Below are 21,668 nucleotides of genomic sequence, written 5' to 3'. Positions count from 1 at the left end.
GGCAAAGGTAAAATGTGATGTTATATTGTAACCATATTGATTGTTCACCCTTCCGTTTCAGGTAGCCCCCATGATGCAACCCCGTTCGATCCTGCTCGGTGCCGGCCTGCTGGCCGTTACCGCCGTTTCTCATGCCACCGAAGGCGTGCTCGACATCGTCGCGCCCTGGGAGATTGGCAGCACTGACCCCGCCAAGGCCGGTTATGTTTACACTCGGCTGCAGATCAGCGAGACCCTGGTAGAGGTCGACGATCGGGGCGAGCCCGAGGCCGGCCTGGCCGAAATCTGGACACTGTCTGAAGACCGGCTGACCTGGCGCTTTCGCCTGCGCCCGGGCGTACAGTTTCACGACGGCAGCCCGCTGACCGCCGAGGTGGCCGTGCAGGCGTTGAAACTGGCCCTGGCCAAACCGGGCATGCTGAGCCAGGCGCCGGTGGCGGCCATTGCCGCCGAAGGCAACGAGGTGGTGGTGCGGCTGCGCAGTCCCTTTGCGCCGCTGCCGGCCCTGCTGGCGCACAGCTCGGTGCAGATACTGGCGCCGGCGTCCTACAACGAGGCGGGCGAAGCCACCCAGGTCATTGGCACCGGCCCCTACCGCATTGAACAGCTGCAAATGCCGCAAAAGCTGACCGCCGGAGTCTTTCAGGATTACTGGGGTGAAACCCCGGCCATTGAACGGCTCAGCTACCTGGCCGCCGGCCGGGGCGAAACCCGGGCACTGATGGCCGAAAGCGGCGATGCCGATGTCGTGTTTACCCTGGATCCGGCAAGCCGAGCCCGGCTGCAGCGTAATGCCAAACTCGCCGTGCAGGCCGTGGCCATTCCCCGCACCGTGACCCTGAAGGTAAACGCCGGGCATCCCTTTTTGGCCGAGCCCGAGGCGCGCCGGGCCCTGAGTCTGGCGCTGGAGCGCACCGGCATGGCGGTGGCCCTGCTGCGCACCCCCGAGGCCGGTGCCGGCCAGCTGTTTCCGCCGTCCATGACCGACTGGCACCTGAGCCAGGTGAGCGGTGCCGAGCGGGATCTGCAACAGGCCAGGGCCCTGCTTGCCGGGCTGGGCTGGCAGGCGAACGACAAGGGCATGCTCAGCCGCAACGGCACGCCCTTTAAACTGACCCTGACCACCTTCTCCGACCGGCCCGAGCTGCCCCTGCTGGCCACCGCCATTCAGGATCAGTGGCGGGAGCTGGGGGTGGAGCTGGCGGTGAACGTGGCCAACTCCAGTGAAATACCCGCCGGTCATCGGGACGGCACCCTGGAGCTGGGGCTGATGGCCCGCAACTTTGCCCTGGTGCCCGATCCTCTGGGCACCCTGCTGCAGGACTTTGGACCGAACGGCGGCGACTGGGGCGCGATGAACTGGCACTCCGAGCGCCTGGGCGAGATTTTGCAGCAACTGCTGACCGCCACCCAGGACCAGGATACCGCCGCATTGCGCCGTGAAGCCGCCACCATTTTGCATGAGCAGCTGCCGGTGATTCCCGTGGCCTGGTATCAGCAGACCGCCGCCGTATCCAGGCAGGTTGAGGGCTTCAGCATGGATCCCTTTGAGCGTAGCTATCGCGTGAGCGACATGAGGTGGGCCCAGTGATTCCGGTATTAAGCTATCGGCTGATGCAGGCGGTGCTGGTGGCGCTGATGGTGGGCGTGCTGACCTTTGTGCTCACCCAGGCGCTACCCGGCGACATGGCTTTTCGCATTGCCGCCGGCCGTTATGGTTATGACCATGTGAATGCCGCCGCCGCCGCCGCGGTGCAGGCCGAGCTGGGACTGGGCCTGCCCGCCTGGCAGGCCCTGGGCCAGTGGCTGTGGGATCTGCTGCGACTCGATTTGGGCAACTCCCTGGTGAGTGGCGACCCTGTCATTGAGGAATTGCGTCACCAGCTGGGCCACTCCTTCACCCTGGCCGTGGCCGCGGTGGGCCTGTCGCTGTTGCTGGGGCCGCCCCTTGGCCTGCTCGCCGGGCTCAGGCCCGGCGGCCGGCTGGACCGGCTGACCCTGGTGCTGGCCACCGTGCTGCGGGCCCTGCCTCAGTTTGTGATCGGCATTTTGCTGGTGATGTTGCTGGCGGTGCAGCTGGGCTGGCTGCCCGCCGCCGGCCATGGCACCGCCGCCCACACCCTGCTGCCGGCGCTGACCCTGGCCCTGGGGCTGGCGGCGGTGGCCTGCCGAGTGAGCCGCAACGCCATGCAGGGCGTGGCCGGCTCCGCCTATTACGCCTTTGGCCGCACCAAGGGGCTGAGCGAGGGCCGAGTGTTTATGCGCCATGGCCTGCGTAACGTGGCGGTGCCGGTGCTGGCCCATCAGGCCATGCAACTGGTGTATCTGATCGAAGGCGTGGTGGTGGTGGAAACCCTGTTTGCCTGGCCCGGCATCGGCCATGCCCTGGTGCACGCCATCGTGGCGCGGGACGTGCCCATGATCCAGGGCACCGCCCTGGTGCTGGGGCTGATGTTCGTGCTGCTGAACGCCCTGGTGGACCTGTTGTGCCACCGTATCGATCCGAGAAGGAGAGAAGCATGACTCAGGCTACGACCCTGACTGCCCCGGCGGCCCAAGCCGGCGGTCGCCGGTGGCTGAACACCCGTCAGCGCTGGGGTTCCGGCCTGTTGCTGGCCCTGGCCCTGTTTGGCTTTGTGTTGCCGCTGGTGATGGATCTGGATCCGGTAAAGCAGAATTACAGTCGCATTTTGGCCGCGCCGGGAGCAGCCGAACCGTTTGGCACCGATCACCTGGGCCGCAGCATGCTGGCGCGCATGAGCTCGGCGGTGCAGTTGTCTTTGGGCCTGTCGTTGCTGGGCGTGGTGACCGCCGCCGTGCCCGGCGTGCTGCTGGGCGTGCTTGCCGGCTGGCGCGGCGGCTGGGTAGACCGGGCGCTGGGCGTGCTGGCCGACACCCTGCTGGCCCTGCCCGGGCTGTTGCTGGTGCTGCTGCTGGTGGCCCTGGCGCCGGGTAATTTCTGGACCCTGTATGTGGGCATTGCCCTGGTGCTGTGGATTGAATATTTTCGCGTGGTGCGCCTGACCACCCGTACCCTGATGGCATCGCCGCAAATCGAGGCCTCGCGCCTGCTGGGCTTTGGCCCCGGCTATATAGTGCGCCGTCACCTGTGGCCGGCGCTGGCGCCCGTGGTGCTGACCCTGGGTGCCTTTGGCGCCGCCACCGCCATTCTGGCCATTGCCGCCCTGGGTTTTGTCAGCGTCGGGCTGCGCCCGCCCACCGCCGAGCTGGGCCTGATGATGACCGAGCTGTTGCCCTATTACCACGAGGCCCCCTGGATACTGCTGCAACCCATAGCGGCGGTGTTTCTGCTGGTGCTGGCCCTTAACCTGCTGGCGGGAGGCCGCAAACCATGACCGAATTGCTGAAAGCACAGCAACTGGCGGTGCCCGGCATAGTGCGGCCGCTGTCGTTTACCCTGACCGCCGGACGGCCGCTGACCCTGCTGGGGGAAACCGGCTCCGGCAAGAGCCTGATCGCCCAGGCCATTATGGGCAACCTGCCGGCGGCGCTGCGGGTGGAAGGCCGGCTCTGGCTGCGGGGCGAAGAACTCAGCGGCCGGCCCGCCGCCGAGCGGCGCAAACTGTGGGGCCGCCGGCTCACCATGCTGCCCCAGGAGCCCTGGCTGGCGCTGGACCCCACCATGAAGGCGGTGGATCAGGTGGCCGAGGGCTATCGCTACCTGGCGGACCGGGACTGGCCTGAAGCCCGGCGGCTGGCCAAAGAGGATCTGACCCGGCTTGGCCTGGGTCATGCCCTTGATCGGCTGCCGGGCCAGCTCTCGGGGGGTATGATGCAGCGGCTGGCCTTTGCCGCCGCCAGCACCGGCGGCGCCGATATCGTGATTGCCGACGAGCCCACCAAGGGCCTGGACGCCGGCAGCCGGGATCAAGTGACCGGCCTGCTCAGGCAGGTGGCTGAGGCGGGGGGTGGCTTGCTCACCATTACCCACGACATTGCCGTGGCCCGCCAGCTCGGCGGCGAGGTGATGATAGTGCGCAATGGCGAGGTGCTGGAATCCGGCCCGGCGAAAGCCGTGCTGAAGGCGCCGGTGAGCGACTATGGCCGGGCCCTGCTGGCGGCGGAGCCCGATGCCTGGCCGGCTCTGGCGCCAACCGGCGCCGGTGAGCGCGTGCTGCAAGTGGAAGGGCTGGCCAAGTCCCGGGGCGGCCGCAGCCTGTTCAGTGATGTTTCCTTTGAGCTGAACGCCGGCGAGATCATGGGGGTGGTGGGCCCGAGCGGCTGCGGCAAGAGCACCCTGGGCAGCATTTGCTTAGGCGTGCTGGAGCCGGACGCCGGCACGGTATGGCGCGATGCCAGCCTGCCTCGCACCCGCTACCAGAAGCTGTATCAGGATCCGCCTGCCGCCTTTGCCCCGGAATGCCGCCTGGGCCAGGGCCTGCAGGATCTGGTGAAACTGCACCGCAAGGACTGGGCCGAAGTGGAGCGGCTGCTGCCCCGCCTGGGGCTGTCTCTGAATCTGCTGGATCGCCTGCCCCGGGAAGTATCGGGGGGCGAGCTGCAGCGGCTGGCAATCCTGCGCATTCTGCTGCTGGAGCCGGTGCTGCTGTTTGCCGACGAGCCCACCTCGCGGCTGGATCTGGTGACCCAGCAGCACACCATCAAATTGCTGACCGATCTGGCCCGGGAACGGGGCTGCGCCCTGCTGCTGGTGAGCCACGAGGCGGCGCTGGTGAACAAGGTGGCGGACCGGGTGCTTACCCTGGGCTGACTTACCACCAGCGATTGCGGTGCAGCCAGAACCCCAGGCCGCCGCCCAGGGCCAGCAGGCTCAGGCAGAAAATCCAGAAGGCGGCGGGGTGATCGGCCCCCGGCATGCCGGCCAGGTTGATGCCGAACAGGCCGGTAAGAAAGCTGGCGGGCAGAAACAGCAGCGCCATGATCGACATCTGATAGGCGCGCTGGTTGGTGGCCTCGGCCATCAGGTTATTGACCTCGTCCGCCAGCACCGCGGTGCGCGCCACACCGGCGTCGAGATCATCCAGCCAGCGCCTCAGCCGGTCGGCAATATCGAGCAGGCGGCGGCGATCGTCGTCGTTGAGCCAGCCGATTTTCTCGCTGGCCAGCCGCGCCACCAGATCCCGCTGAGGAGAAAGGTAACGGCGCACCAGAATCAACTGTTTACGAATACGGCCCAGCTGGCCCTGGGCCGGACTTTCCCGCTCCAGAATGCGCTCTTCCAGCTCCAGAATTTGATCGTGCAGGCTTTCCACAAACTCGCCGGCCCGGTCGGTGAGGGCGTCGCACATTTCCACCAGCCAGTCTCCTTGCGTGACCGGGCCCTCGCTGTCGGCGAGCTGCTCGTATACGTCCTGCTCCGATAGCAGGGGCCGGTGCCGGCTGCTGATAATCAGCTGGGGCGTGATGTAAATGCGCAGCGCCACCATCTCTTCCGGGCTGTCGCCCTGGTTGTGGTTGATGCCCCGCAGGGTCAGCAGCAGGTTATCGCCCTGGCGCACCAGCTTGGGCCGGCTGCTCTGGCCCAGCAGGGTGTCCCGGGCGCTGTCGTGAATCAGCGGCGTGGTATGCAACCAGCCGGCACTTTCGGGCTGCTCATAGTCCAGATGCAGCCATACCGGCGCCGCCGCCGGCTCACTTTCTGCCAGCGGCTGCAACCCGTTCTCCCCCCCAAGCTGCAGGCGATAAATGCACTGTTGCGGTAGCGGTTCCATCGGCCTTCCTCCCCGGCGCGAGAAAGCCCCAGCTTAACGCAAGCATGGCGTGGTTTCATGTGAAACGCGTCAATCCTTGGCTATTGCGCATTGCCTTTTATCGATGAGGCAATAGGTTGAGATTTAATAAAGTGTCTTTGGATGTGCATAAATGAGACAGGTCAGTAAACAGGTATTAGGCGCGGGCATAAACGGGAACAAGGCCCGTGTCTCTATCCTATGATTGACCCTACGTACTGTGCAAAAAGGAGAACATCATGAAATCTTGGATCCACAGCGTAGCTGTCATCCTGGTCGGCTCTGTTATCGCTGTATCTGCGAGTTGGGCGCAATCAGATGGTCATCAAATGATCATCCCGAGTGATCTCAAGTGGAACGATGTTCCCTCCTTGCCACCGGGCGCAAAGATCGCAGTGCTTGAGGGGCCGATGAACGAAGCGGTTCCCTTTACGGCGCGCCTCAAGTTCCCCGCCAACTATAGCCTTCCAGCCCACATGCACCCGGCCGTCGAGAGGGTCACCGTCCTGTCTGGCACCTTTCATATGGGTATGGGCGACAAGCTTGATCCTCAGAAGACCTCAGCTTTGGGGCCGGGGAGCCTGATGATCATTCAACCCAATACGAACCATTTCGCGTGGACTAATGAGGAGGTGATCGTGCAGCTCAACGGGATGGGACCATGGGGGATCACCTATATCAACCCTGCCGATGACCCTCGGAAGTAGTGAACTCTTTTGCCGCACGGTCCGTATGGGGCGTGCAGCCCATTGGAAAGAAGGAGCAGAGCTAGAGCTATAGTTGAAAAGGGCGCCATACAATGTTCTCGCCTAACGTCAGATTGACTCATTCAAATAAAGAAATGAAGGAAACATGGCGAGGTCATATGTTCTAACAAGTCAAAGCGCCGCGCAGATGTTTGACACGTTACTCATCAAGCAAAACGGGCCCATCGTGGCCCGTTTTGCTTTTCTTTATCTGCAATACTCAAGAATCATCCCCATCGCCTGAGAATTCACTATGCACCTTTGGCTTGTACTGCTGCTTGCCTTGCTCTGCACCGGCTGCGGTGCGGCGAGTGAGTGGCGGCCGGCGAAGGAGCGGGGGCAAGATTTGTATCTGGTGGATCACGGCCGGCATGTGGGGCTGGTGTTGCCGGCGGTGGGATTGCAGCGGCATTTGTCGGAACTGAAAGCAGCCTTTCCTGCCGCCCGGTTGATTGAAGTGGGCTGGGGTGATCGGGCGTTTTATCAGCATGAGCGGGCGGGGGCCGGGCTGGCATTGCGGGCCCTGCTCTGGCCCACGGATACCGTGCTGCACCTGGTGCCGTTGTCGCAGTCACCGGCGGTGGCATTTGCCGGGCTGCCGGTGCTGGAACTGAGCGTACCCCCCGCCGGCATGGAGCGGCTGCTGGGCGAGGTGGCGGCGTCCTTTGCCCGCAACGAGGCGGGCAATTTAAGGGACGTGGGCGCGGGGCGCTATGGCGGCGGCCGCTTTTATGCCTCGGTGGAGTCCTATCATCTGTTGCACACCTGCAACACCTGGGTGGCCCGGCGGCTGGTGGCGGCGGGGCTGCCCCTGCGCCCGGCGCTGGCGTTTACCGCCGGGGCACTGATGCGCCAGGCCCGTTCCGCCAAAGGGGAGTATGCTCAGGGGTATTCTTCACACAACTGACTGACCCATGCGCCGAGGCTCGTACCACCCGGATATGGATGACGCCACCATCAATATTCGCACCCTGAAAACGCTTGTTCCTTACCTGCTGGCCTACAAGGGCCGCATTGGCCTGGCGCTGTGCTGCCTGGTGGCGGCCAAGCTGGCCAGCGTGGGCCTGCCCTTTATTCTCAAATACATTGTCGATGGCATGGACACCGCCGTCAGCACTGTGGTGGCGCTGCCCCTGGGGTTGCTGCTGGCCTACGGCACGGTGCGCTTTGCCAACGTGCTGTTTGGCGAAATTCGCGATGCCCTGTTTGGCCGGGTTACCGAGCGGGCCATGCGCCGCATTGGCCTCGGCGTGTTCAACCACCTGCACCGGCTGGAGCTCGACTTTCACCTCAACCGCAGCACCGGCGGCCTGTCGCGCGACATAGAGCGGGGCGTGACCGGGGTGGGCTTTTTGCTGCGCTTTATGGTGTTCAATATCGTGCCTACCTTGCTGGAGATCGGCCTGGTCACGGCGCTGCTGCTGATCAACTACTCGGTGTGGTTTGCACTGATCACGCTTGGCGCCGTGGTGGCGTACGTGGCCTGGTCGGTGGTGGCCACCGACTGGCGCACCGGCTTTGTGCGCGCCGCCAACAAGGCCGACTCGCAAACCCACAGCCGGGCGGTAGACAGCCTGCTCAACTTTGAAACGGTGAAATACTTCAACAACGAGCAGTACGAGGCGGGCCGCTACGACCAAGACCTTGCGGAGTGGGAGCGGGCCCGGCGCAACAACCGGCTCAGCCTGTTTGCCCTGAACGGCGGCCAGGCGCTGATCATTGCCGTGGCCATGACCGCCATGATGGTGCTGGCCGGCCAGCGGGTGGTGGCGGGCACCATGACCCTGGGCGACTTTGTGCTGATCAACGCCTTTATGATGCAGCTGTTTCTGCCGCTGAATTTTCTCGGTTTTGTGTACCGGGAGATGAAGGGCTCGCTGGCCAACATTGAGCGCATGTTTGCCCTGCTGCGCCGCCGGCCGCAAATCAATGATGTGGAGAATGCGCCCGAGCTTAAGGTCACTCGGGGCGAAATCGAGTTTCGTAACGTCAGCTTTGGCTATCGCCCCGACCGGCAGATTCTGCATGAGCTGAGCTTTACCCTGAGGCCCCGGCAAAAGCTGGCGGTGGTGGGGGCCAGCGGCTCGGGAAAGTCCACCCTGGTGAAGCTGCTGTTTCGCTTTTACGAGGTGGGAGAGGGCGCCATTTTGATCGACGGTCAGGACATTCGTGAGGTGAGCCAGGCTTCGCTGCGCCGGGCCATCGGCATCGTGCCGCAAGATACGGTGCTGTTTAACGCCTCCATTTACGACAACATTCGTTATGGCCGCATCGACGCCAGCGAGCAGGAGGTGAACGAGGCCATACGCCTGGCGCACCTGAGTGACTTTATCGCCAGCCTGCCCGAAGGCAGCGCCACCCTGGTGGGGGAGCGGGGGCTGAAACTCAGCGGCGGCGAAAAGCAGCGGGTGGCCATTGCCCGCACCATTCTAAAGCGCCCGCCGATACTGGTGTTTGACGAGGCCACCTCGTCCCTGGACAGCCGCTCCGAGCGCAGCATTTTGCGCGCCATTCGCGAGGTATCTCAAGGTCAGAGCAGCCTGGTGATCGCCCACCGGCTGTCCACCATAGTGGACGCCGATCATATTCTGGTGATGCAGGAAGGACGCATTGCCGAGCAGGGCAACCATGAGCAGTTGCTGGCAAAGGATGGGCGCTACGCCCAGCTATGGCGGCTGCAACAGCAGCAGCGCTTTCGGGGCGAGCCTTAGCAAAACGGCGGGCCGGGGCCCGCCGTGGGTGAGGTGGTCAGGCGGGTTCGGTGGCGGCCTCGGCGGTGCGTGCGCGCAGCAGATCGATCAGCACAAACAGCAGCAGGCTGGCGCCCATCAGCGGCAGGCTCCAGCCCAGAGCCAGGGCCAGCAGCAGGCTAACGAGGCGCGCGGGCAGGCCAAGGCGGGCCCAGCTTTGGCACAGCAAGGCCTGAGTGGCACCGGGAGCGGGGCGGCGACGCCACCACATCCAGTAGCCGAGCACCGTCATGGCGCTAAGGGCCACGCCAAAGGCCGCCAGCAGCAACTGGTTGGGCAGGCCGAACAAAATGCCCATATGGGCGTCTATGCCCCAGCGGATCAGCTTGGCCACCAGCGAATAGTCGGCAAAATCGGCCCGGCTGGTAATGCTCATATCGCGCGGGTCGACCGCCACCGCATCTACCTGGGTGGGCCAGGAGCGGTCCAGCTCTTTGACCTGCCAGGCGCTGTCGGCATTGGCGGCGGGGCTGATTTCCAGCTTGCCGGCGTCGATGCCGGCGGCCCGGGCGCTGGCCAGCACCTGGTCCCAGAGCGCCAGGCTGGTGGGCATGGCGGGCGCACCATGGGTGCCGTGATCGCCGTGGCCGGCGTGTGCGCCCTGAGCGTGATTCGCGGGGGCGGTGCCGTTGAGCTGCACCGACAATGACGGGGTGACCCAGCCCATCTGGGCACGCAGCGCGCCTATGTTGCTGCCAGCCCATTTGGACCAGGTCAGCCCGGTGGCCGAAAAGAACACCAGCCCCACCACAAGCCACAGTCCGGTCAGGCTGTGCCAGCGGCGCAGCCTGCGCCGTGGGCTGCGGCCGGCACCACGACCGCCCCGGCCGGTGCGCCACCACATCCATACGCCGCCCAGGGCGGCAATCCACAGCCATGAGGCGGCCAGCTCGCTGTAAATGCGGCCCGCTTCCCCCAGCATCAGGTGGCGGTGCAGATAGTCGAGAACAATGCGGGCGGGCAGGGTGCCGCTGGTGCCGTAGCTGACCAGGGTTCCCTTTACTTCAAGGGTGACCGGATCCACAAACACCGCCAGGTGTTCATAGTCGTTCAGGCCGGGCTGATGGAACATCACTCTCGTGGTGGTGCCGGGCGCCGGTGCCGGGCGCACCTTGGCCAGGGTTTCCTCGCCATGCAGGCTGGCCTGGGCGGCGGCAATCTGCTCCGCCAGTGGCCTCTGCGGGCCGGTAGAGTCTGTGGTGAGCTGATCGGCATACAGCCGGTTTTCCAGCTGGGGGGTCAGCACATAGAGGGTGCCGGTGAGGGCGGCCACCAGAATAAAGGGGCCCACGAAGAGGCCAATATAAAAATGCAGCCGGGTCAGAAAGGCGGTCAGGGCAGTGGCCCGGGCCGCGTTGCCTGAGCGTTGCCGGGCTGGGGTTGATGATGCCATAAGAATTCCTTGCGGGGCGCCGCCGAGCATGGCGCGCGCCAACATAAGGGCGTTTCGACGCAGCGAAACACCGTCAAAAAGATTGCCGTGCCGGTGGGCGCGGACATAAGCAAGAGCATCAACTCGGTGGCGGGGCGCGGGGCTGAAAGGGGGCGTGCCCCCGCGCCAGCGGCGGCGTGGCCGGCTCGTACAGGGCCGGGGGCACGGTCGCGGGTGCCACGGCGGCGGCGGCAGGCCGGACGACACACCACCACAGCTGGCCCAGCAGGGTGCAGTAGCCGCAAGCCTCGTGACCGGCATGGTGGTCGGTGGCCGGGGCATGGTGGCCGTGATGACCGGCGTCATGATGGGATGAATGGTGCGCCGAATGATGAGGCGACGTTGCCACCAGTCGCTGGGAAACCAGCGGCGCCGCATAGATCATCAGGGTCGCCAGCAGCGCCAGCCAGGCGGCGGCACGGCAAACGGGCTGATGAAGGCGCGGCACGGGTAACATTCAGGATCGGCGTAGGCGAAAAGAAATGCATTTTAGCGGGATTCTGACGGGATAACAGCCCGTTACCGCGGCCCGGGCCGGCTTGACAGGTCGGCGAGGGTGGTTAGCATTCGAGTCTCATTCATTCCACACAGGGAAGAACATGAAGGCAGCGACGCTTTTCGCCCTGGCCACTGGCGTGGTCACCCCCGTGGCCGTGATGGCCGATACCCTCGAACAGCCGGTTTCCGACACGGTAATCGAGCAACAACGTCAGCGCTTGTCGCAAAACACCACCGGTCAGGGTTTTGGCCCGCAATCTCCTCGAGACATCGATCGGCTCAAAGGCAGCAACCCCGTCGTCTTCAGTCCGGCGCCGCCGGCCAGCCGAATGAACCTGTGCAATATTCACTTTCACAAGAACGCCGAGCACAAGGGCGGGCAGTTCACCCGCTTTGCCGGCAACGGTGACGGTCGCGGTTATCAGGGCGGCTATCGTTATTCGGGCACCCTGAGCGAGCGGGAGCTGGCGCCGGTGCAGGGCGACATCTGCCCCGGCCGTCATGGCAGCCTTTACCCCGGCGACACCATAGAGGTGCACTATGTGCATTCCAGCGCCCAGGTTACTCCCGGCCCCACCCTGGCCGCCTGCCTGAGCCAGGCCGGGCAAAATCCGCAACTGCGGGTGGAGGCCCAGGTCTATGTGCTGGTGAACGACGCCGGCGCCGCCGACTTTGGCGAGCTGGCCGCCCACGGCGTGCGCCAGGGCCGCCATCAGGGCCTGAATATTCCCGCTAACACCGGCACGCCGGTGCAGTATGCCGGTTCCACCACGGGCCCGGCCTACAACGAGAAGGGCTCACCCTTTCAGGTGACCTGGGGCGTGCGCCCCGAGGTGCTCAAGGTCAACATTGCCTCTGTGGGCGAGTGGTGCCGGCAGAACGACTTTAACGAGGATCACGCCCACGGCGTGCGCAACCTGGTGAGCAACCCGCAGCTGTTGTCTGACGGCACCTTCTGATCCGGCAACGGCTTAACGGTTCACGTCCACCACCAGCCGGCCACGCACCCGGCCGGCCAGCAACGCATGCGCGGCGTCAATGGCTTCGCTCAGGCCAATTTCCCGCGTGTTTTGCTCCAGCCGGTCGGTGTTCAGCTCTTGCGCCAGCCGGGTCCAGGCCTGCTCCCGCTCGCCCTGGGGCCGGGTCACGCTGTTAATGCCGAGCAGGGTCACGCCGCGCAGAATAAAGGGCGCCACGGTCGCCGGAAAATCCATGCCCTGGGCCAGGCCACAGGCGGCCACCAGGCCGTCTTCCCGAGTCTGGGCGCAGGCATTGGCCAGGGTGTGGCTGCCCACCGAGTCCACCACGGCGGCCCAGCGGGCCTTGGCCAGGGGTTTGCCGGGGGCGGAGAGTTCGTCTCTGTGCATGACCTCGGCCGCGCCCAGGGCGGTGAGGTAGTCCTTTTCTTCCATGCGGCCGGTCGAGGCCACGACTCGATAACCCCGCTGCGCCAGCAGCATGATGGCCAGGCTGCCCACGCCACCGTTGGCGCCGGTGACCAGTACCTCGCCCTGCTCCGGGGTCAGGCCGTGACGTTCCAGCGCCATCAGGCACAGCATGGCGGTGTAGCCGGCGGTGCCAATGGCCATGGCCTGGCGGCCGCTGAGGTCTGTCGGCAGCCGGGTCAGCCAGCCCGCCTGCATTCGAGCCCGCTGGGCCAGGCCACCCCAGTGCTGCTCGCCCACGCCCCAGCCGTTCACCAGCACATGGTCGCCGGGGCGCCACTGGTCACTGTTGCTGTGTTCCACCACGCCGGCCAGATCCACGCCGGGCACCATGGGAAAGCGCCGTACTATGGGGCCTTTGCCGGTAATGGCCAGGGCGTCCTTGTAATTGAGGGTGCTCCATTCCACCCGCACCAGCACCTCGCCCTCGGGCAAATCGTCGCAGGGCAGGGGCGTCAGGGCGGCGTGAGTGGCCTTGTCGTCAGCCTGGGTGAGCAGAATGGCGTTAAACATGGTGTGCTCCTTTCATTTAGACCAATCGTCTATAAATGGGTGTTAAAAAACGCTCAACGTGGCAGCCGGGCCAGAAACTCCTGGCCGAACAGCGCCATGGGGGCATCGCTTTGTACTATGCGGGCCCGTTGCACGGCCCCTTCCCAGCCAATCCAGAACAATTCCGCCAGTCGGTCGCAGTCGGCGTCGGCGGCCAGATCGCCCCGTTCGGCGGCCAGTCGCAGGCAGGCCGCCAGCCGTTGTTCCCAGCTTTGCAGTATGGCCTGCAGCTGCTCGCGGTAGCTGTCCGGCAAAATGGTCACTTCCTGGCACAGGTTGCCCACCAGGCAGCCGCGCCGAAAATGGTGGCGGGCCATGCCGGCCATGGCGTCCTGCATAAAGTGGTCAATGCGCTTCAGGGGCGGGGTGTCGTCATCCAGCAGCCAGCGGTCCAGCTTGGCGGCGAAATAGGCGGCGTAGCGCTCCATGATCGCACGGCCAAAGGCTTCCTTGCTGTCGAAATAGTGGTAAAAGGAGCCTTTGGGCACCCCCACCTGCTTCAGCACGCCGTCGATGCCGGTAGAGACAAAGCCCTGCTCGGTCAGCACCGCCACGCCGCAACGGATCAGGGCGTCGCGGGTGTCGGGATTATCGCGGGGCTGCCTGGGAGGCCGGCCCCGGCGTTTGGGGGTGGAAGCATTCATGGGACATAATTTAGACTGGTTGTCTATAAAAGGCAATGCACACAGGAGAAACACATGATTCGGGTCTATGCCGGGCTGGCGCTGTGGTATCTGGTGCTCAGCCTGGTCACCTTTGGGGTTTACTGGTGGGACAAACGCGCCGCCCGGCTGGGGCAGTGGCGGGTGCGTGAGCGCACCCTGCACGGGCTGGCATTGCTTGGGGGCTGGCCCGGTGCCTGGCTGGCCCGCCACCTGCTTCGGCACAAGTCGCGCAAGCCCTCGTTTCAGGCGGTGTTCTGGTTCACCGTGCTGGCCAACCTGCTGCTGCCGGTGGCGCTGTGGTGGGCGCGCTGGGAGTAATACCTATACTGGCAGAAGATCCTTTTTGCGGAAATCGCCATGCGCCCTCGTCTGTTTGCCATATTGTTGTCCTTGCTGGTTGCCATACCGGCGCAGGCGCTGACCTTTACCCCGGCCGATATGCTGGGCTGGAAACAAAAACGCTTTGAGGGCAGCACCGCTTACCGGCTGGCGCCGGATGCCGGGCTGGGGCGGCAGGTGCTTCGGGCCGAGAGCCGGGGCGCGGCCTCGGGCCTGTTTTACGAAGGGCGTATCGATCTGCAGGCTACCCCCTGGCTCAGCTGGCAATGGCGGGTGGAGCGGTTTTCGGGCACCGCCAACGAGCGCGGCAAGGCCGGCGACGATTTTGCGTTGCGGGTTTATGTGGTGGTGCGCGATGGCTGGACCCGGCTCAGCAGCAAGGCCATCAGTTATGTGTGGACCCGGGAGGTTGCGGCGGGCCGGCACTGGCCCAATCCCTTTACCGGCGACAAGGCCATGATGCTGGCGCTTCGACAGGGGACAGACCCGGGCTGGGTGCGGGAAAAACGCAACCTCAGGGACGATCTGCGCCGGCTGTTCGGCAAGGACTTTCGCTACCTTGAGGCGGTGGCCATCATGACCGACGCCGACAACGGCGGCGGCACCGCCATCGGTTATTATGGGGAACTGGTGTTTAGCGCCGATTAACCGCAACAGAAGAGAAACGAGTCATGCCGGAACAGTCAAAACACGCGCAGTACATGGCGCACACCGAAAACTGGGTGAAGCAGGTGATCATGAAATACAACCTCTGCCCCTTTGCCCGGCGGGAGGTGGAGCGCGCCAGTATTCGCTATGTGGTGGTGGAAGAGCACAAACCGGCCATGGTGCTGCAGGCACTGCTGGCAGAGTGCAGGCTGCTGGATGAACAGCCGGAGGTGGAAACCACCCTGGTGATCCTGCCCCGGGGATTTGAGGGGTTTTATGCCTATCTGGATCTGGTCGATCTGGCCAACGACTTGCTGTTCGATCAGGGGCTTGAGGGAGAATATCAGCTCGCCAGCTTTCATCCCGACTATTGTTTTGATGGTGAGCCTCAGGATGACGCTGCCAACTACACCAACCGCTCGCCTTATCCCACCCTGCATATTATTCGTGAAGCCAGCATGGAAACAGCCCTGGCAGACTATGACGATCCCGAGTCCATTCCCGAGCGCAATATTCAGTTTGCCCGGCGCAAGGGCAACGACTTCTTTGTCCGGCTGCTGGCGCAGTGCACCCGGTCACCGGATTCCGAATAACAAAACGGCACCCCGGGATGCCGTTTTGTTACTCGGGCAAGACCATCCAGGGGAATGGCGATAATCAGTTCGCCCACTCGAGTTTGCTGTAATCGATGCGGTTGGCGGCGGGGGAGCCCGCAATGGCCAGCACATCGGCACGCTTGTACAGCAGCATATAGCCGGCACAGGCAAAGAACAGCCCGATCACCAGGGCGCCCACCCACTGAATCTCCAGGAAATCGAGCCGGAACAGCAGGGTCAGGCCGGCCAGCGCCACCAGGTTGCCGGCGAAGTAGCGCACCTTGCCCAGCCGGGACACCGACAGGTTGAGGTTGTCGGTATAGAGTCTTATCAGCGAGTCCAGCGAGTTGATCACCATGGAGATTCCCACCACCACCATGGCCCAGTTGAAGAAGCCGGCGGTGCTCAGCTCGTTCAGGTGGAAGTAATAGAGCACGCTGAACCAGGTGGCGATGGCCAGGGACGGAAAGACCAGCATGGCCGCCAGCAGTTGCCAGGTGCGCAGGCCACCCACAAACCGGGCGGTAAACTGGCCGATCATGATGCTCCAGGAGAACCACCAGTACAAATAGAACTCGTGATAGTCATTGATGGGCAGAACAAAGCGGTGCAGGTTGCCGAAATAGTCCCCCAGCAGGGCAAAGGTGCCGACAAACTCGCCCAGGGCATTGCCGGTGCCGATAAAGGCACTGCCCCACATGGCAGCAATCAGGGCGATAAACAGCCAGCTGGTGCCCAGGCTGAGAATTTTGACGTAGCGCAGGCTGGTGCTGGAATACACCGCGGCGGCGATGACCAGCAGCACGATCAGGTAGAAGCCGCCTACCACACTGCTGCCGTCGCCCATGTCCGGCATGTACCAGGGCAGGTTGCTCAGCAGCAAAAAGGCGGTAAAGGCGCAGGTGCCGATGATCACCATGTTGTTGATGAACTTGACCGGCGCCAGCTCAAAGAAGCCCACCCGCGGCTCGATCACACAGAAATAGAAGCAGGTGAGAAAGTAGAAGCCCCAGATCAGAAAGCCCCAGAAACCGAACTCAATGGCCAGCGGGTTGCTGAAGCCATATTCCGGGCTGGCGGCCAGATCGGCGTAGCCGGCGAACTCGGTCAACGGGAACATGATCAGTCCCACGTCCAGGCCGGAGGTAAAAAGAATGGCGATAAAGGTGAAGGTGCGCACCGGGGTGACGCCGATGCAGCGAATATTGCCCCAGCGGTAAAGGATCAGGGCAATGGCGGCGAAGGTAAGCAGAATCCCTGCTGACAGCAATGTGGTCATTGTTGCTCGCCTCCGGTTATTTCCTTATTCATCAAAGACACTGTGTTTTCTCCTGTTGTTGATACACAAAAGGAGCTTCCATCTGCGCAGTGAGGCGCAGATCAGGTCTTAACTATCGCCCGGTCGATGGCACATGCCGCGATTGCGATAGGTAAAAACTGAATGGATGCTCTGGCTGGTCTGAAAACTCCTCGAAGCAGATGGCATGCGGGCTGTCTGCCTGCCCGAACGCTGCCGTTGTTCACTGTTGCGTGTTGCGATAGTGCTCGCCACTCATTAATTGAACGTTCAATTAATTGTGAGTAGCCTAAAGGTTAGGGTTGTAATGATCAAGCGATAAGGACTAAAAGCGTGATCTTTCAACTCGAGGGATAATATAAGTGGTTGTTTAGTAGTGTGTTGATCTCGGGCGCGTGCCGGCTGAAGCCATCAAATTTGATTAGTGTCGTTATGTTTACCGGTGGCGCGCCTTAGCGCACCACCAGTACCGACACCTCGGCATGGTTGGCCACGTAACCTGCGTTGGAGGCAAACAGATGCTCGGCCAGGCCGGGAACGTGGGAAGCCATGATCACCAGATCGGCGCCGCTGTCTTTCACCGCCTTGAGCAGGGTGCGATCCAGGTCGACGGCGGGATCCTTGCTGATGCAGGCGGCGCTGCTGACCTTGGGCAGCTGGTGCCGGGCCGCCTGATCGGTGGCAAAGGCCTGCAGCTTGCGCTCAAATTCCCGAGGATTGTGGGCCACCTCGGACGGGGCGTTGGACGACACGCCCACATAGCAGACCGTCGCGTCGTAAAGCCGGGCCAGGTCGGCACCGGTTTGCAGTGCCGTGTGTAGCCGCTCCACGTGGGCCAGATCCACCGGAATCATGATGTGCTGATACATGTTGGGCTCCTTGTTACCGAATGACGGGGCTGATTTGCCCTGTATTTCAGTATTGCAGAGCTGGCCGGGAGTGAAGACGCATTTGCCGTGGTAGGCATCACGGGCGAGCCGCGATTCGGTTATTTTCGGTAACTTGCGCTAGATCCCGGCGAACGGGTGAGATACCGTTGAATGCCTACTAAAAAGGGTGCCTTTTGAGCACCTTGTTATTCCTTTTTCTTCAGGAGCACAGCAATGTTGAAAAAAGCACTGATGGTGGCCGCAACCGGCCTGTTTGCCAGCTCGGTCTTCGCCCAGGCCGATCTGTTCAAGCCCGAAGACGCGGTCAAGTACCGCCAGTCCCTGTACCAGGTGATGGCCGCCCAGGCGGGTGTGATTGGTGGCATGGCCAAGGGTGACATCGACTTTGACGCCGCCGCCCTGCACCAGCGCGCGATTAACATGAGCAATGCCGCCAGCCTGCTGGGTGAAACCTACTTTCCCGAAACCCGCGAGGTAAAGGAGAGCAACCTGCTGCCCAAGGCCTGGGACGATATGGAAGGCATGCAGGCCAAGGGCAAGGACTTTGGTGACGCCCTGAAGAACCTGGTGCAGGTGTCCGGTGAGGAGGGCTTTGATCAGGCTCAGGCTCGTCAGGCCGCCGGCCAGCTGTTCAAAACCTGCAAGGGCTGCCACGACAACTACCGTAAAGACTAAGGCGCTGTCGTCTGGCCAATAAAAAACGCCGGGGCTTGCCCCGGCGTTTTTTATTTACAGCTGAAATAACGCCGTCACCGCGCCCCAGGCGACACCGGCGGTGAGCACAAAGCGCACCCAGGGAAAGCGTGCTTCATGCCGCAGGTGGTCGGCCACCCTGTCGGCGGGGGCCTGCTTGCGGCCGGTGATCATGGGGCCCACCAGGTTTTCACCCCGTAGCCTATACAGCAGCACCGCCAGCACGTGCAGCCCTACCAGCGCCAGCAGTCCCCAGTAGAACCAGCGCTTGTGCCAGCGGGTCATTTGCTCGGCGGTGTCTCCGGTGACGTAGTCGTAGAGCGGGCCGGTGTAAAAGATGTCGTCGGTGGCAAAGAGCCCGGTGCCACCCTGCAGCAGCAGGCCGCCCAGCAAGACCAGCACCATGACGCCGCCCAGGGGATTGTGGCTGAGGTAGACGGGTTTTTGCGGGCGCAGGCTGGCGCGCACATAGGCCAGCACATGGCGCGGGTGATAGAGAAAGTGGTTAAAGCGGGCGTAGGGGGTGCCCACAAAGCCCCAGATCACCCGGTAGAGCAGCAGCCCCAGCAGCAGCTGGGCAAACAGCATGTGCTTGTCCATGTCTTCGCCGGCGTAATACCACAGCAGTGCCAGCAGCACCGGCATGCTCCAGTGAAACAGGCGAACCGACCAGTCCCATACACGGACGGGGGGAAGTGTTTCTGTGCTCATTCGAGGATTCTCCAGCTGACTGTGCCGCGCCATTAACGGACGTGTTGGTATGACCATTCACTGCGACGGAGAGTGCCAAAATAAAACATCCCGGTAAAGACCGGGATGTCAGTATGGAAAAGGACGTGGGTAATGACTTACTGGGCCTGTTCACCCTGGCGGGCACTAATCTGGGTCAGGGCCTGCTCCAGTCCCTGACGGAACTGGTTGCGGGTGAGGGCGTCGATTTCCTGCCACTTTTCCCGGGGCGCGAAGTTCACCTGGGTTTCGGTGGTGACATCCCGGCCCTGCAAAGCTATCCAGCGCGGATCATAGCCGCGGCTCTGTTCGCTGTCCCATTTCAGCACCTGGGTCACGATGGAGCGCAGCCGAGTCGGGTTTTCCAGGGAGTGGGGGCCGATGCGCACGCCAAACTGCTGGTTGAGCCGGGTAACGGCGGCGTGGGTGGTTTCATCCCCGGACTTGTTGGCGTCGCTGCGGGCGCGCAGCTGGGCGGCGTAATACCAGAAGGTGCCCTGATCCTGATAGTCGTTGTCGAACATGATGGCCGACATCAGATACAGCACCGGCGGCGCATAGTCGTTGGGGCTTTGCAGTATCTTGTTGATGGTGTCGGCCTTGCCGTCGGCGATCTCGTCCATCGCTTCCCGGGAACGGCTGACATCGATCTGTGCAAACTCACCCTTGGGGGTGACCTGCTGTTCCTGTTCGGCCGCCTCCGTGGTCTTGGCGGTATCGGCGTCGGTATCGGAGGCGGGCTTGCCGGCGCAGGCGGCCAGCAGGGCGCATAGCAGAAGCGGGCTGAGTTTCTTCATCATGCAATCTCTTGATAAGGGAATATGTCCAGCAAAGCGGGAAACGGAAAACAAGTCAAGGATGGGACTCATAACTGGCCCTTTGGTTCGCTCGAATGCGGCTGTTTTTGCCAGAACAGGCGAATGTCCTGCCGGTAGGAAGCGGGAATGCTGCGGGAGCACATCAACACCACGCCGTTGCCGCGGCGAATGCCGCGCACCGTGCCTTTGAGCGTGCGGGCGTCGTCGGCCACGCGCCGGCAGTGGCTCAGCAGCGCCTGGGGCGGTGCGCCCCGTTTCACCTGCAGGCGCATGCCGTGAATGGAAATACAGAAACTTTCCTGTCGCCGGCGCAGCAGATAAAGCAATACAAACAGCGCGGCAGAGGTTGCCGCTAGTATGCCAAACATGGTTTTCTTCCCTGAAAACGTTCAAAACAAAATGATGACATTTTAAGCGACAAAGGCAATAACCCCGAGTGCAAAAAATACGAATTGCCACCTTCAACATGGCCCTGGACCGGGCTTCGCCCGGCGCCCTGGCGGCGGAGATCGCCGGGGCCGGAAGCCCTCAGTTGCGCCACCTGGCCGCCATGGTACAGGGGGTTCGGCCCGATATTCTGCTGCTGAACGAGTTTGATCACGATGGCGAGGGCACCGACGACCGCCACCTGCAGGCCTTCGTGCGTCACTACCTGGCGGCGGGAGAGCGCGGCATTGACTACCCCTACCGCTATCTGGCACCGGTCAACACCGGCCTGGCCGGGCCGCGGGCACTCGACGGCGGCCCGGCGCCCGAGCTGCCTGGGGACGGCCTGGGTTTTGGCGCCTTTCACGGTCAGTACGGTTTTGCCATTTTGTCGCGTTTGCCGCTGTTAACCGACAAACTGCGTACCTTTCGCCGTTTTTTATGGACGAACATGCCCGGCGCTCGCCTGCCTCAAATCGACGGCCGACCCTTTTACCCAGCCTCGGTGCTGAACTTTCTGCCGTTGTCGTCAAAGAACCATGTGGATCTGCCGGTGTGCCTTCCCGGCGGCCGCGTGTTGCACCTGCTGGCCTGCCACCCGACACCCCCCATCGATGAGGGCCCGGAGCGACGCAACAGCTGCCGCAACCACGATGAGCTCAGGCTGTGGCACGACTATATTCGCCCGGGCAAGGGGGATTATCTGGTGGACGATCACGGTCGTGCCGGCGGCCTGGCACCCGGCGCCGATTTTGTGTTGCTGGGGGATCTGAATGCCGATCCGCAGGACGGCAACGGCTTTCGCGCAAAGATCCGCGCCCTGCTGGCGGATGCGGCGCTGAACCAGACGGTCAGCCGGGGCCGGCTGCGGCCTGCCTCGGCGGGGGCGCGCCGGCTGCGCCCCGTTGACGTGCGCCGGGGGCCGGCCCGGCTATGGACCCATGTGCACGGCCTGCGGCTGGACTATGTGCTGCCCGGGGCCGGAGTGGAAGCCAGTGCCAGCGGTGTGCTCTGGCCCGCTCCGGAGCAGGATGAGGCCGGTTGGTTCTGGCGGGGCAACGGGCGCCCGGCGCGCCGGGCCATGGGCTCGGATCACCGACTGGTGTGGGTGGATATCGTACCGTGATGTGAGAATCTTCACGCTTTTACCGGGCTGGCAGGCAATAACGCGAGCGATATCAAACATTGAAAATGAAAGGCTGGGAACCGAGGCGTTTTGGCGATTAAATGCTGTTCGAGACCCTAGATTGCTTTCGAAGTTTCAGTTGTACGGGTTGGTGACCCGCACAATCCGCTGATATTCTTCATGTCAGGGCAGGCCGTTTGGCCTGCCCTTTTTTCTGTCCGTTTTTTACCCTTTCCGCCGCTCCGGTCACCTCTTTTCCCCTGAGAAAAATGTGTCATTTTTTTCACATTCGTGGAATAAGTGCATT

Annotated in this window: 23 protein-coding genes; 13 read left to right on the top strand and 10 right to left on the bottom strand. The window is 63.2% G+C overall.

Annotated features, from left to right (window positions below; translation table 11 throughout):
• The first annotated feature begins 70 nt into the window (after window positions 1-70).
• Genes B6S08_RS13130 through B6S08_RS13115 form a run of 4 tightly spaced genes read left to right on the top strand, consistent with a single transcriptional unit; the run spans window position 71 to window position 4,732 of the window.
• A complete protein-coding gene (locus tag B6S08_RS13130; protein ID WP_094201258.1) occupies window positions 71-1,591 on the top strand; it encodes an ABC transporter substrate-binding protein in 1,521 nt (506 codons plus the stop codon).
• Complete coding sequence (locus tag B6S08_RS13125) at window positions 1,588-2,523, top strand: ABC transporter permease (protein ID WP_094201257.1); 936 nt, start codon at window positions 1,588-1,590, stop codon at window positions 2,521-2,523. Before B6S08_RS13130 ends, B6S08_RS13125 begins: the two co-directional genes overlap by 4 nt.
• Window positions 2,520-3,356 carry an ABC transporter permease gene (locus B6S08_RS13120; protein WP_094201256.1) on the top strand — a complete coding sequence of 279 codons (837 nt, stop codon included), beginning with the start codon at window positions 2,520-2,522 and terminating at the stop codon, window positions 3,354-3,356. Before B6S08_RS13125 ends, B6S08_RS13120 begins: the two co-directional genes overlap by 4 nt.
• Window positions 3,353-4,732 carry an ABC transporter ATP-binding protein gene (locus B6S08_RS13115; RefSeq protein WP_094201255.1) on the top strand — a complete coding sequence of 460 codons (1,380 nt, stop codon included), beginning with the start codon at window positions 3,353-3,355 and terminating at the stop codon, window positions 4,730-4,732. The genes B6S08_RS13120 and B6S08_RS13115 overlap by 4 nt, the downstream gene beginning before the upstream one ends.
• 1 nt (window position 4,733) lies before the next feature.
• Here B6S08_RS13115 and zntB read toward each other — a convergent pair whose 3' ends face one another.
• The gene (zntB, locus tag B6S08_RS13110; protein WP_094201254.1) at window positions 4,734-5,693 is read right to left on the bottom strand and encodes a zinc transporter ZntB; all 960 of its coding nucleotides are present in this window, start codon (window positions 5,691-5,693) and stop codon (window positions 4,734-4,736) included.
• A 257-nt stretch (window positions 5,694-5,950) separates the two neighbouring features.
• Between zntB and B6S08_RS13105 the strand changes: the two genes are divergently transcribed.
• The 3 genes from B6S08_RS13105 to B6S08_RS13095 all read left to right on the top strand — a co-directional run bounded on the left by B6S08_RS13105 (window position 5,951) and on the right by B6S08_RS13095 (window position 9,168).
• Window positions 5,951-6,418: a cupin domain-containing protein gene (locus B6S08_RS13105; RefSeq protein ID WP_094201253.1), complete on the top strand. Its 468-nt coding sequence runs from the start codon at window positions 5,951-5,953 to the stop codon at window positions 6,416-6,418.
• Between the two features lie 292 nt (window positions 6,419-6,710).
• Window positions 6,711-7,364 carry a DUF2459 domain-containing protein gene (locus B6S08_RS13100; protein WP_094201252.1) on the top strand — a complete coding sequence of 218 codons (654 nt, stop codon included), beginning with the start codon at window positions 6,711-6,713 and terminating at the stop codon, window positions 7,362-7,364.
• A 7-nt stretch (window positions 7,365-7,371) separates the two neighbouring features.
• The gene (locus B6S08_RS13095; protein WP_169716405.1) at window positions 7,372-9,168 is read left to right on the top strand and encodes an ABCB family ABC transporter ATP-binding protein/permease; all 1,797 of its coding nucleotides are present in this window, start codon (window positions 7,372-7,374) and stop codon (window positions 9,166-9,168) included.
• 37 nt (window positions 9,169-9,205) lie between these two features.
• Here B6S08_RS13095 and B6S08_RS13090 read toward each other — a convergent pair whose 3' ends face one another.
• Entirely contained in the window at window positions 9,206-10,600 is a 1,395-nt protein-coding gene (locus tag B6S08_RS13090; RefSeq protein WP_211284229.1) for a PepSY-associated TM helix domain-containing protein, read from the bottom strand.
• 118 nt (window positions 10,601-10,718) lie between these two features.
• Window positions 10,719-11,096 (bottom strand): DUF2946 family protein, encoded by a 378-nt coding sequence (locus tag B6S08_RS13085; RefSeq protein ID WP_094201249.1) that lies wholly within the window; start codon window positions 11,094-11,096, stop codon window positions 10,719-10,721.
• 142 nt (window positions 11,097-11,238) lie between these two features.
• On the opposite strand from B6S08_RS13085, the gene B6S08_RS13080 reads away from it, so the two are divergent.
• Window positions 11,239-12,096, top strand: a complete 858-nt coding sequence (locus B6S08_RS13080) for a delta-class carbonic anhydrase (protein WP_094201248.1) — start codon at window positions 11,239-11,241, stop codon at window positions 12,094-12,096.
• Window positions 12,097-12,108: 12 nt separating this feature from the next.
• Here B6S08_RS13080 and acuI read toward each other — a convergent pair whose 3' ends face one another.
• Together acuI and acuR are read right to left on the bottom strand one after the other, a co-directional pair.
• A complete protein-coding gene (gene acuI / locus B6S08_RS13075; RefSeq protein ID WP_094201247.1) occupies window positions 12,109-13,095 on the bottom strand; it encodes an acrylyl-CoA reductase (NADPH) in 987 nt (328 codons plus the stop codon).
• A gap of 53 nt (window positions 13,096-13,148) precedes the next feature.
• Entirely contained in the window at window positions 13,149-13,778 is a 630-nt protein-coding gene (acuR, locus tag B6S08_RS13070; RefSeq protein WP_094201246.1) for an acrylate utilization transcriptional regulator AcuR, read from the bottom strand.
• A 54-nt stretch (window positions 13,779-13,832) separates the two neighbouring features.
• On the opposite strand from acuR, the gene B6S08_RS13065 reads away from it, so the two are divergent.
• Genes B6S08_RS13065 through B6S08_RS13055 form a run of 3 tightly spaced genes read left to right on the top strand, consistent with a single transcriptional unit; the run spans window position 13,833 to window position 15,379 of the window.
• Window positions 13,833-14,117, top strand: coding sequence for a DUF1294 domain-containing protein (locus tag B6S08_RS13065; RefSeq protein WP_094201245.1), 285 nt, complete (start codon window positions 13,833-13,835; stop codon window positions 14,115-14,117).
• A gap of 39 nt (window positions 14,118-14,156) precedes the next feature.
• On the top strand, window positions 14,157-14,786 hold the full coding sequence (locus B6S08_RS13060) for a DUF3047 domain-containing protein (RefSeq protein WP_094201244.1): 630 nt from the start codon (window positions 14,157-14,159) through the stop codon (window positions 14,784-14,786).
• A gap of 53 nt (window positions 14,787-14,839) precedes the next feature.
• The gene (locus tag B6S08_RS13055) at window positions 14,840-15,379 is read left to right on the top strand and encodes a DUF1415 domain-containing protein (protein WP_094201308.1); all 540 of its coding nucleotides are present in this window, start codon (window positions 14,840-14,842) and stop codon (window positions 15,377-15,379) included.
• A 64-nt stretch (window positions 15,380-15,443) separates the two neighbouring features.
• Here B6S08_RS13055 and B6S08_RS13050 read toward each other — a convergent pair whose 3' ends face one another.
• Both B6S08_RS13050 and B6S08_RS13045 read right to left on the bottom strand, forming a co-directional pair.
• Window positions 15,444-16,661, bottom strand: coding sequence for a choline transporter (locus tag B6S08_RS13050; protein ID WP_094201243.1), 1,218 nt, complete (start codon window positions 16,659-16,661; stop codon window positions 15,444-15,446).
• Between the two features lie 470 nt (window positions 16,662-17,131).
• Window positions 17,132-17,548: a universal stress protein gene (locus tag B6S08_RS13045; RefSeq protein ID WP_094201242.1), complete on the bottom strand. Its 417-nt coding sequence runs from the start codon at window positions 17,546-17,548 to the stop codon at window positions 17,132-17,134.
• 234 nt (window positions 17,549-17,782) lie between these two features.
• Here B6S08_RS13045 and B6S08_RS13040 point away from each other — a divergent pair, with 234 nt between their 5' ends.
• Complete coding sequence (locus tag B6S08_RS13040) at window positions 17,783-18,244, top strand: c-type cytochrome (RefSeq protein ID WP_094201241.1); 462 nt, start codon at window positions 17,783-17,785, stop codon at window positions 18,242-18,244.
• A gap of 54 nt (window positions 18,245-18,298) precedes the next feature.
• Here B6S08_RS13040 and B6S08_RS13035 read toward each other — a convergent pair whose 3' ends face one another.
• The 3 genes from B6S08_RS13035 to B6S08_RS13025 all read right to left on the bottom strand — a co-directional run bounded on the left by B6S08_RS13035 (window position 18,299) and on the right by B6S08_RS13025 (window position 20,177).
• Entirely contained in the window at window positions 18,299-18,973 is a 675-nt protein-coding gene (locus B6S08_RS13035; protein WP_094201240.1) for a cytochrome b/b6 domain-containing protein, read from the bottom strand.
• 137 nt (window positions 18,974-19,110) lie between these two features.
• Window positions 19,111-19,791 (bottom strand): hypothetical protein, encoded by a 681-nt coding sequence (locus B6S08_RS13030; RefSeq protein ID WP_240919614.1) that lies wholly within the window; start codon window positions 19,789-19,791, stop codon window positions 19,111-19,113.
• Between the two features lie 65 nt (window positions 19,792-19,856).
• Window positions 19,857-20,177 carry a DUF3634 family protein gene (locus B6S08_RS13025; protein ID WP_094201239.1) on the bottom strand — a complete coding sequence of 107 codons (321 nt, stop codon included), beginning with the start codon at window positions 20,175-20,177 and terminating at the stop codon, window positions 19,857-19,859.
• Between the two features lie 68 nt (window positions 20,178-20,245).
• On the opposite strand from B6S08_RS13025, the gene B6S08_RS13020 reads away from it, so the two are divergent.
• Window positions 20,246-21,361 carry an endonuclease/exonuclease/phosphatase family protein gene (locus B6S08_RS13020; protein WP_094201238.1) on the top strand — a complete coding sequence of 372 codons (1,116 nt, stop codon included), beginning with the start codon at window positions 20,246-20,248 and terminating at the stop codon, window positions 21,359-21,361.
• Window positions 21,362-21,668 lie beyond the last annotated feature (307 nt).

It is taken from the genome of Oceanimonas doudoroffii, assembly GCF_002242685.1.
Classification (GTDB): Bacteria; Pseudomonadota; Gammaproteobacteria; order Enterobacterales; family Aeromonadaceae; genus Oceanimonas; species Oceanimonas doudoroffii.
Note: the sequence above shows the minus strand (reverse complement) of the source record. Positions and strands in the feature narration are given on the sequence as shown.

What these genes read in the sequence shown, in the direction of transcription:
- B6S08_RS13130 (WP_094201258.1), top strand. Translation starts at nt 71, where the DNA reads ATGATGCAACCCCGTTCGATCCTGCTCGGTGCCGGCCTGCTGGCCGTT.
- B6S08_RS13120 (WP_094201256.1), top strand. Translation starts at nt 2,520, where the DNA reads ATGACTCAGGCTACGACCCTGACTGCCCCGGCGGCCCAAGCCGGCGGT.
- B6S08_RS13115 (WP_094201255.1), top strand. Translation starts at nt 3,353, where the DNA reads ATGACCGAATTGCTGAAAGCACAGCAACTGGCGGTGCCCGGCATAGTG.
- zntB (WP_094201254.1), bottom strand. Translation starts at nt 5,693, where the DNA reads ATGGAACCGCTACCGCAACAGTGCATTTATCGCCTGCAGCTTGGGGGG.
- B6S08_RS13105 (WP_094201253.1), top strand. Translation starts at nt 5,951, where the DNA reads ATGAAATCTTGGATCCACAGCGTAGCTGTCATCCTGGTCGGCTCTGTT.
- B6S08_RS13100 (WP_094201252.1), top strand. Translation starts at nt 6,711, where the DNA reads ATGCACCTTTGGCTTGTACTGCTGCTTGCCTTGCTCTGCACCGGCTGC.
- B6S08_RS13095 (WP_169716405.1), top strand. Translation starts at nt 7,372, where the DNA reads ATGCGCCGAGGCTCGTACCACCCGGATATGGATGACGCCACCATCAAT.
- B6S08_RS13090 (WP_211284229.1), bottom strand. Translation starts at nt 10,600, where the DNA reads ATGGCATCATCAACCCCAGCCCGGCAACGCTCAGGCAACGCGGCCCGG.
- B6S08_RS13085 (WP_094201249.1), bottom strand. Translation starts at nt 11,096, where the DNA reads ATGTTACCCGTGCCGCGCCTTCATCAGCCCGTTTGCCGTGCCGCCGCC.
- B6S08_RS13080 (WP_094201248.1), top strand. Translation starts at nt 11,239, where the DNA reads ATGAAGGCAGCGACGCTTTTCGCCCTGGCCACTGGCGTGGTCACCCCC.
- acuI (WP_094201247.1), bottom strand. Translation starts at nt 13,095, where the DNA reads ATGTTTAACGCCATTCTGCTCACCCAGGCTGACGACAAGGCCACTCAC.
- acuR (WP_094201246.1), bottom strand. Translation starts at nt 13,778, where the DNA reads ATGAATGCTTCCACCCCCAAACGCCGGGGCCGGCCTCCCAGGCAGCCC.
- B6S08_RS13065 (WP_094201245.1), top strand. Translation starts at nt 13,833, where the DNA reads ATGATTCGGGTCTATGCCGGGCTGGCGCTGTGGTATCTGGTGCTCAGC.
- B6S08_RS13060 (WP_094201244.1), top strand. Translation starts at nt 14,157, where the DNA reads ATGCGCCCTCGTCTGTTTGCCATATTGTTGTCCTTGCTGGTTGCCATA.
- B6S08_RS13055 (WP_094201308.1), top strand. Translation starts at nt 14,840, where the DNA reads ATGGCGCACACCGAAAACTGGGTGAAGCAGGTGATCATGAAATACAAC.
- B6S08_RS13050 (WP_094201243.1), bottom strand. Translation starts at nt 16,661, where the DNA reads ATGACCACATTGCTGTCAGCAGGGATTCTGCTTACCTTCGCCGCCATT.
- B6S08_RS13045 (WP_094201242.1), bottom strand. Translation starts at nt 17,548, where the DNA reads ATGTATCAGCACATCATGATTCCGGTGGATCTGGCCCACGTGGAGCGG.
- B6S08_RS13040 (WP_094201241.1), top strand. Translation starts at nt 17,783, where the DNA reads ATGTTGAAAAAAGCACTGATGGTGGCCGCAACCGGCCTGTTTGCCAGC.
- B6S08_RS13035 (WP_094201240.1), bottom strand. Translation starts at nt 18,973, where the DNA reads ATGAGCACAGAAACACTTCCCCCCGTCCGTGTATGGGACTGGTCGGTT.
- B6S08_RS13030 (WP_240919614.1), bottom strand. Translation starts at nt 19,791, where the DNA reads ATGATGAAGAAACTCAGCCCGCTTCTGCTATGCGCCCTGCTGGCCGCC.
- B6S08_RS13025 (WP_094201239.1), bottom strand. Translation starts at nt 20,177, where the DNA reads ATGTTTGGCATACTAGCGGCAACCTCTGCCGCGCTGTTTGTATTGCTT.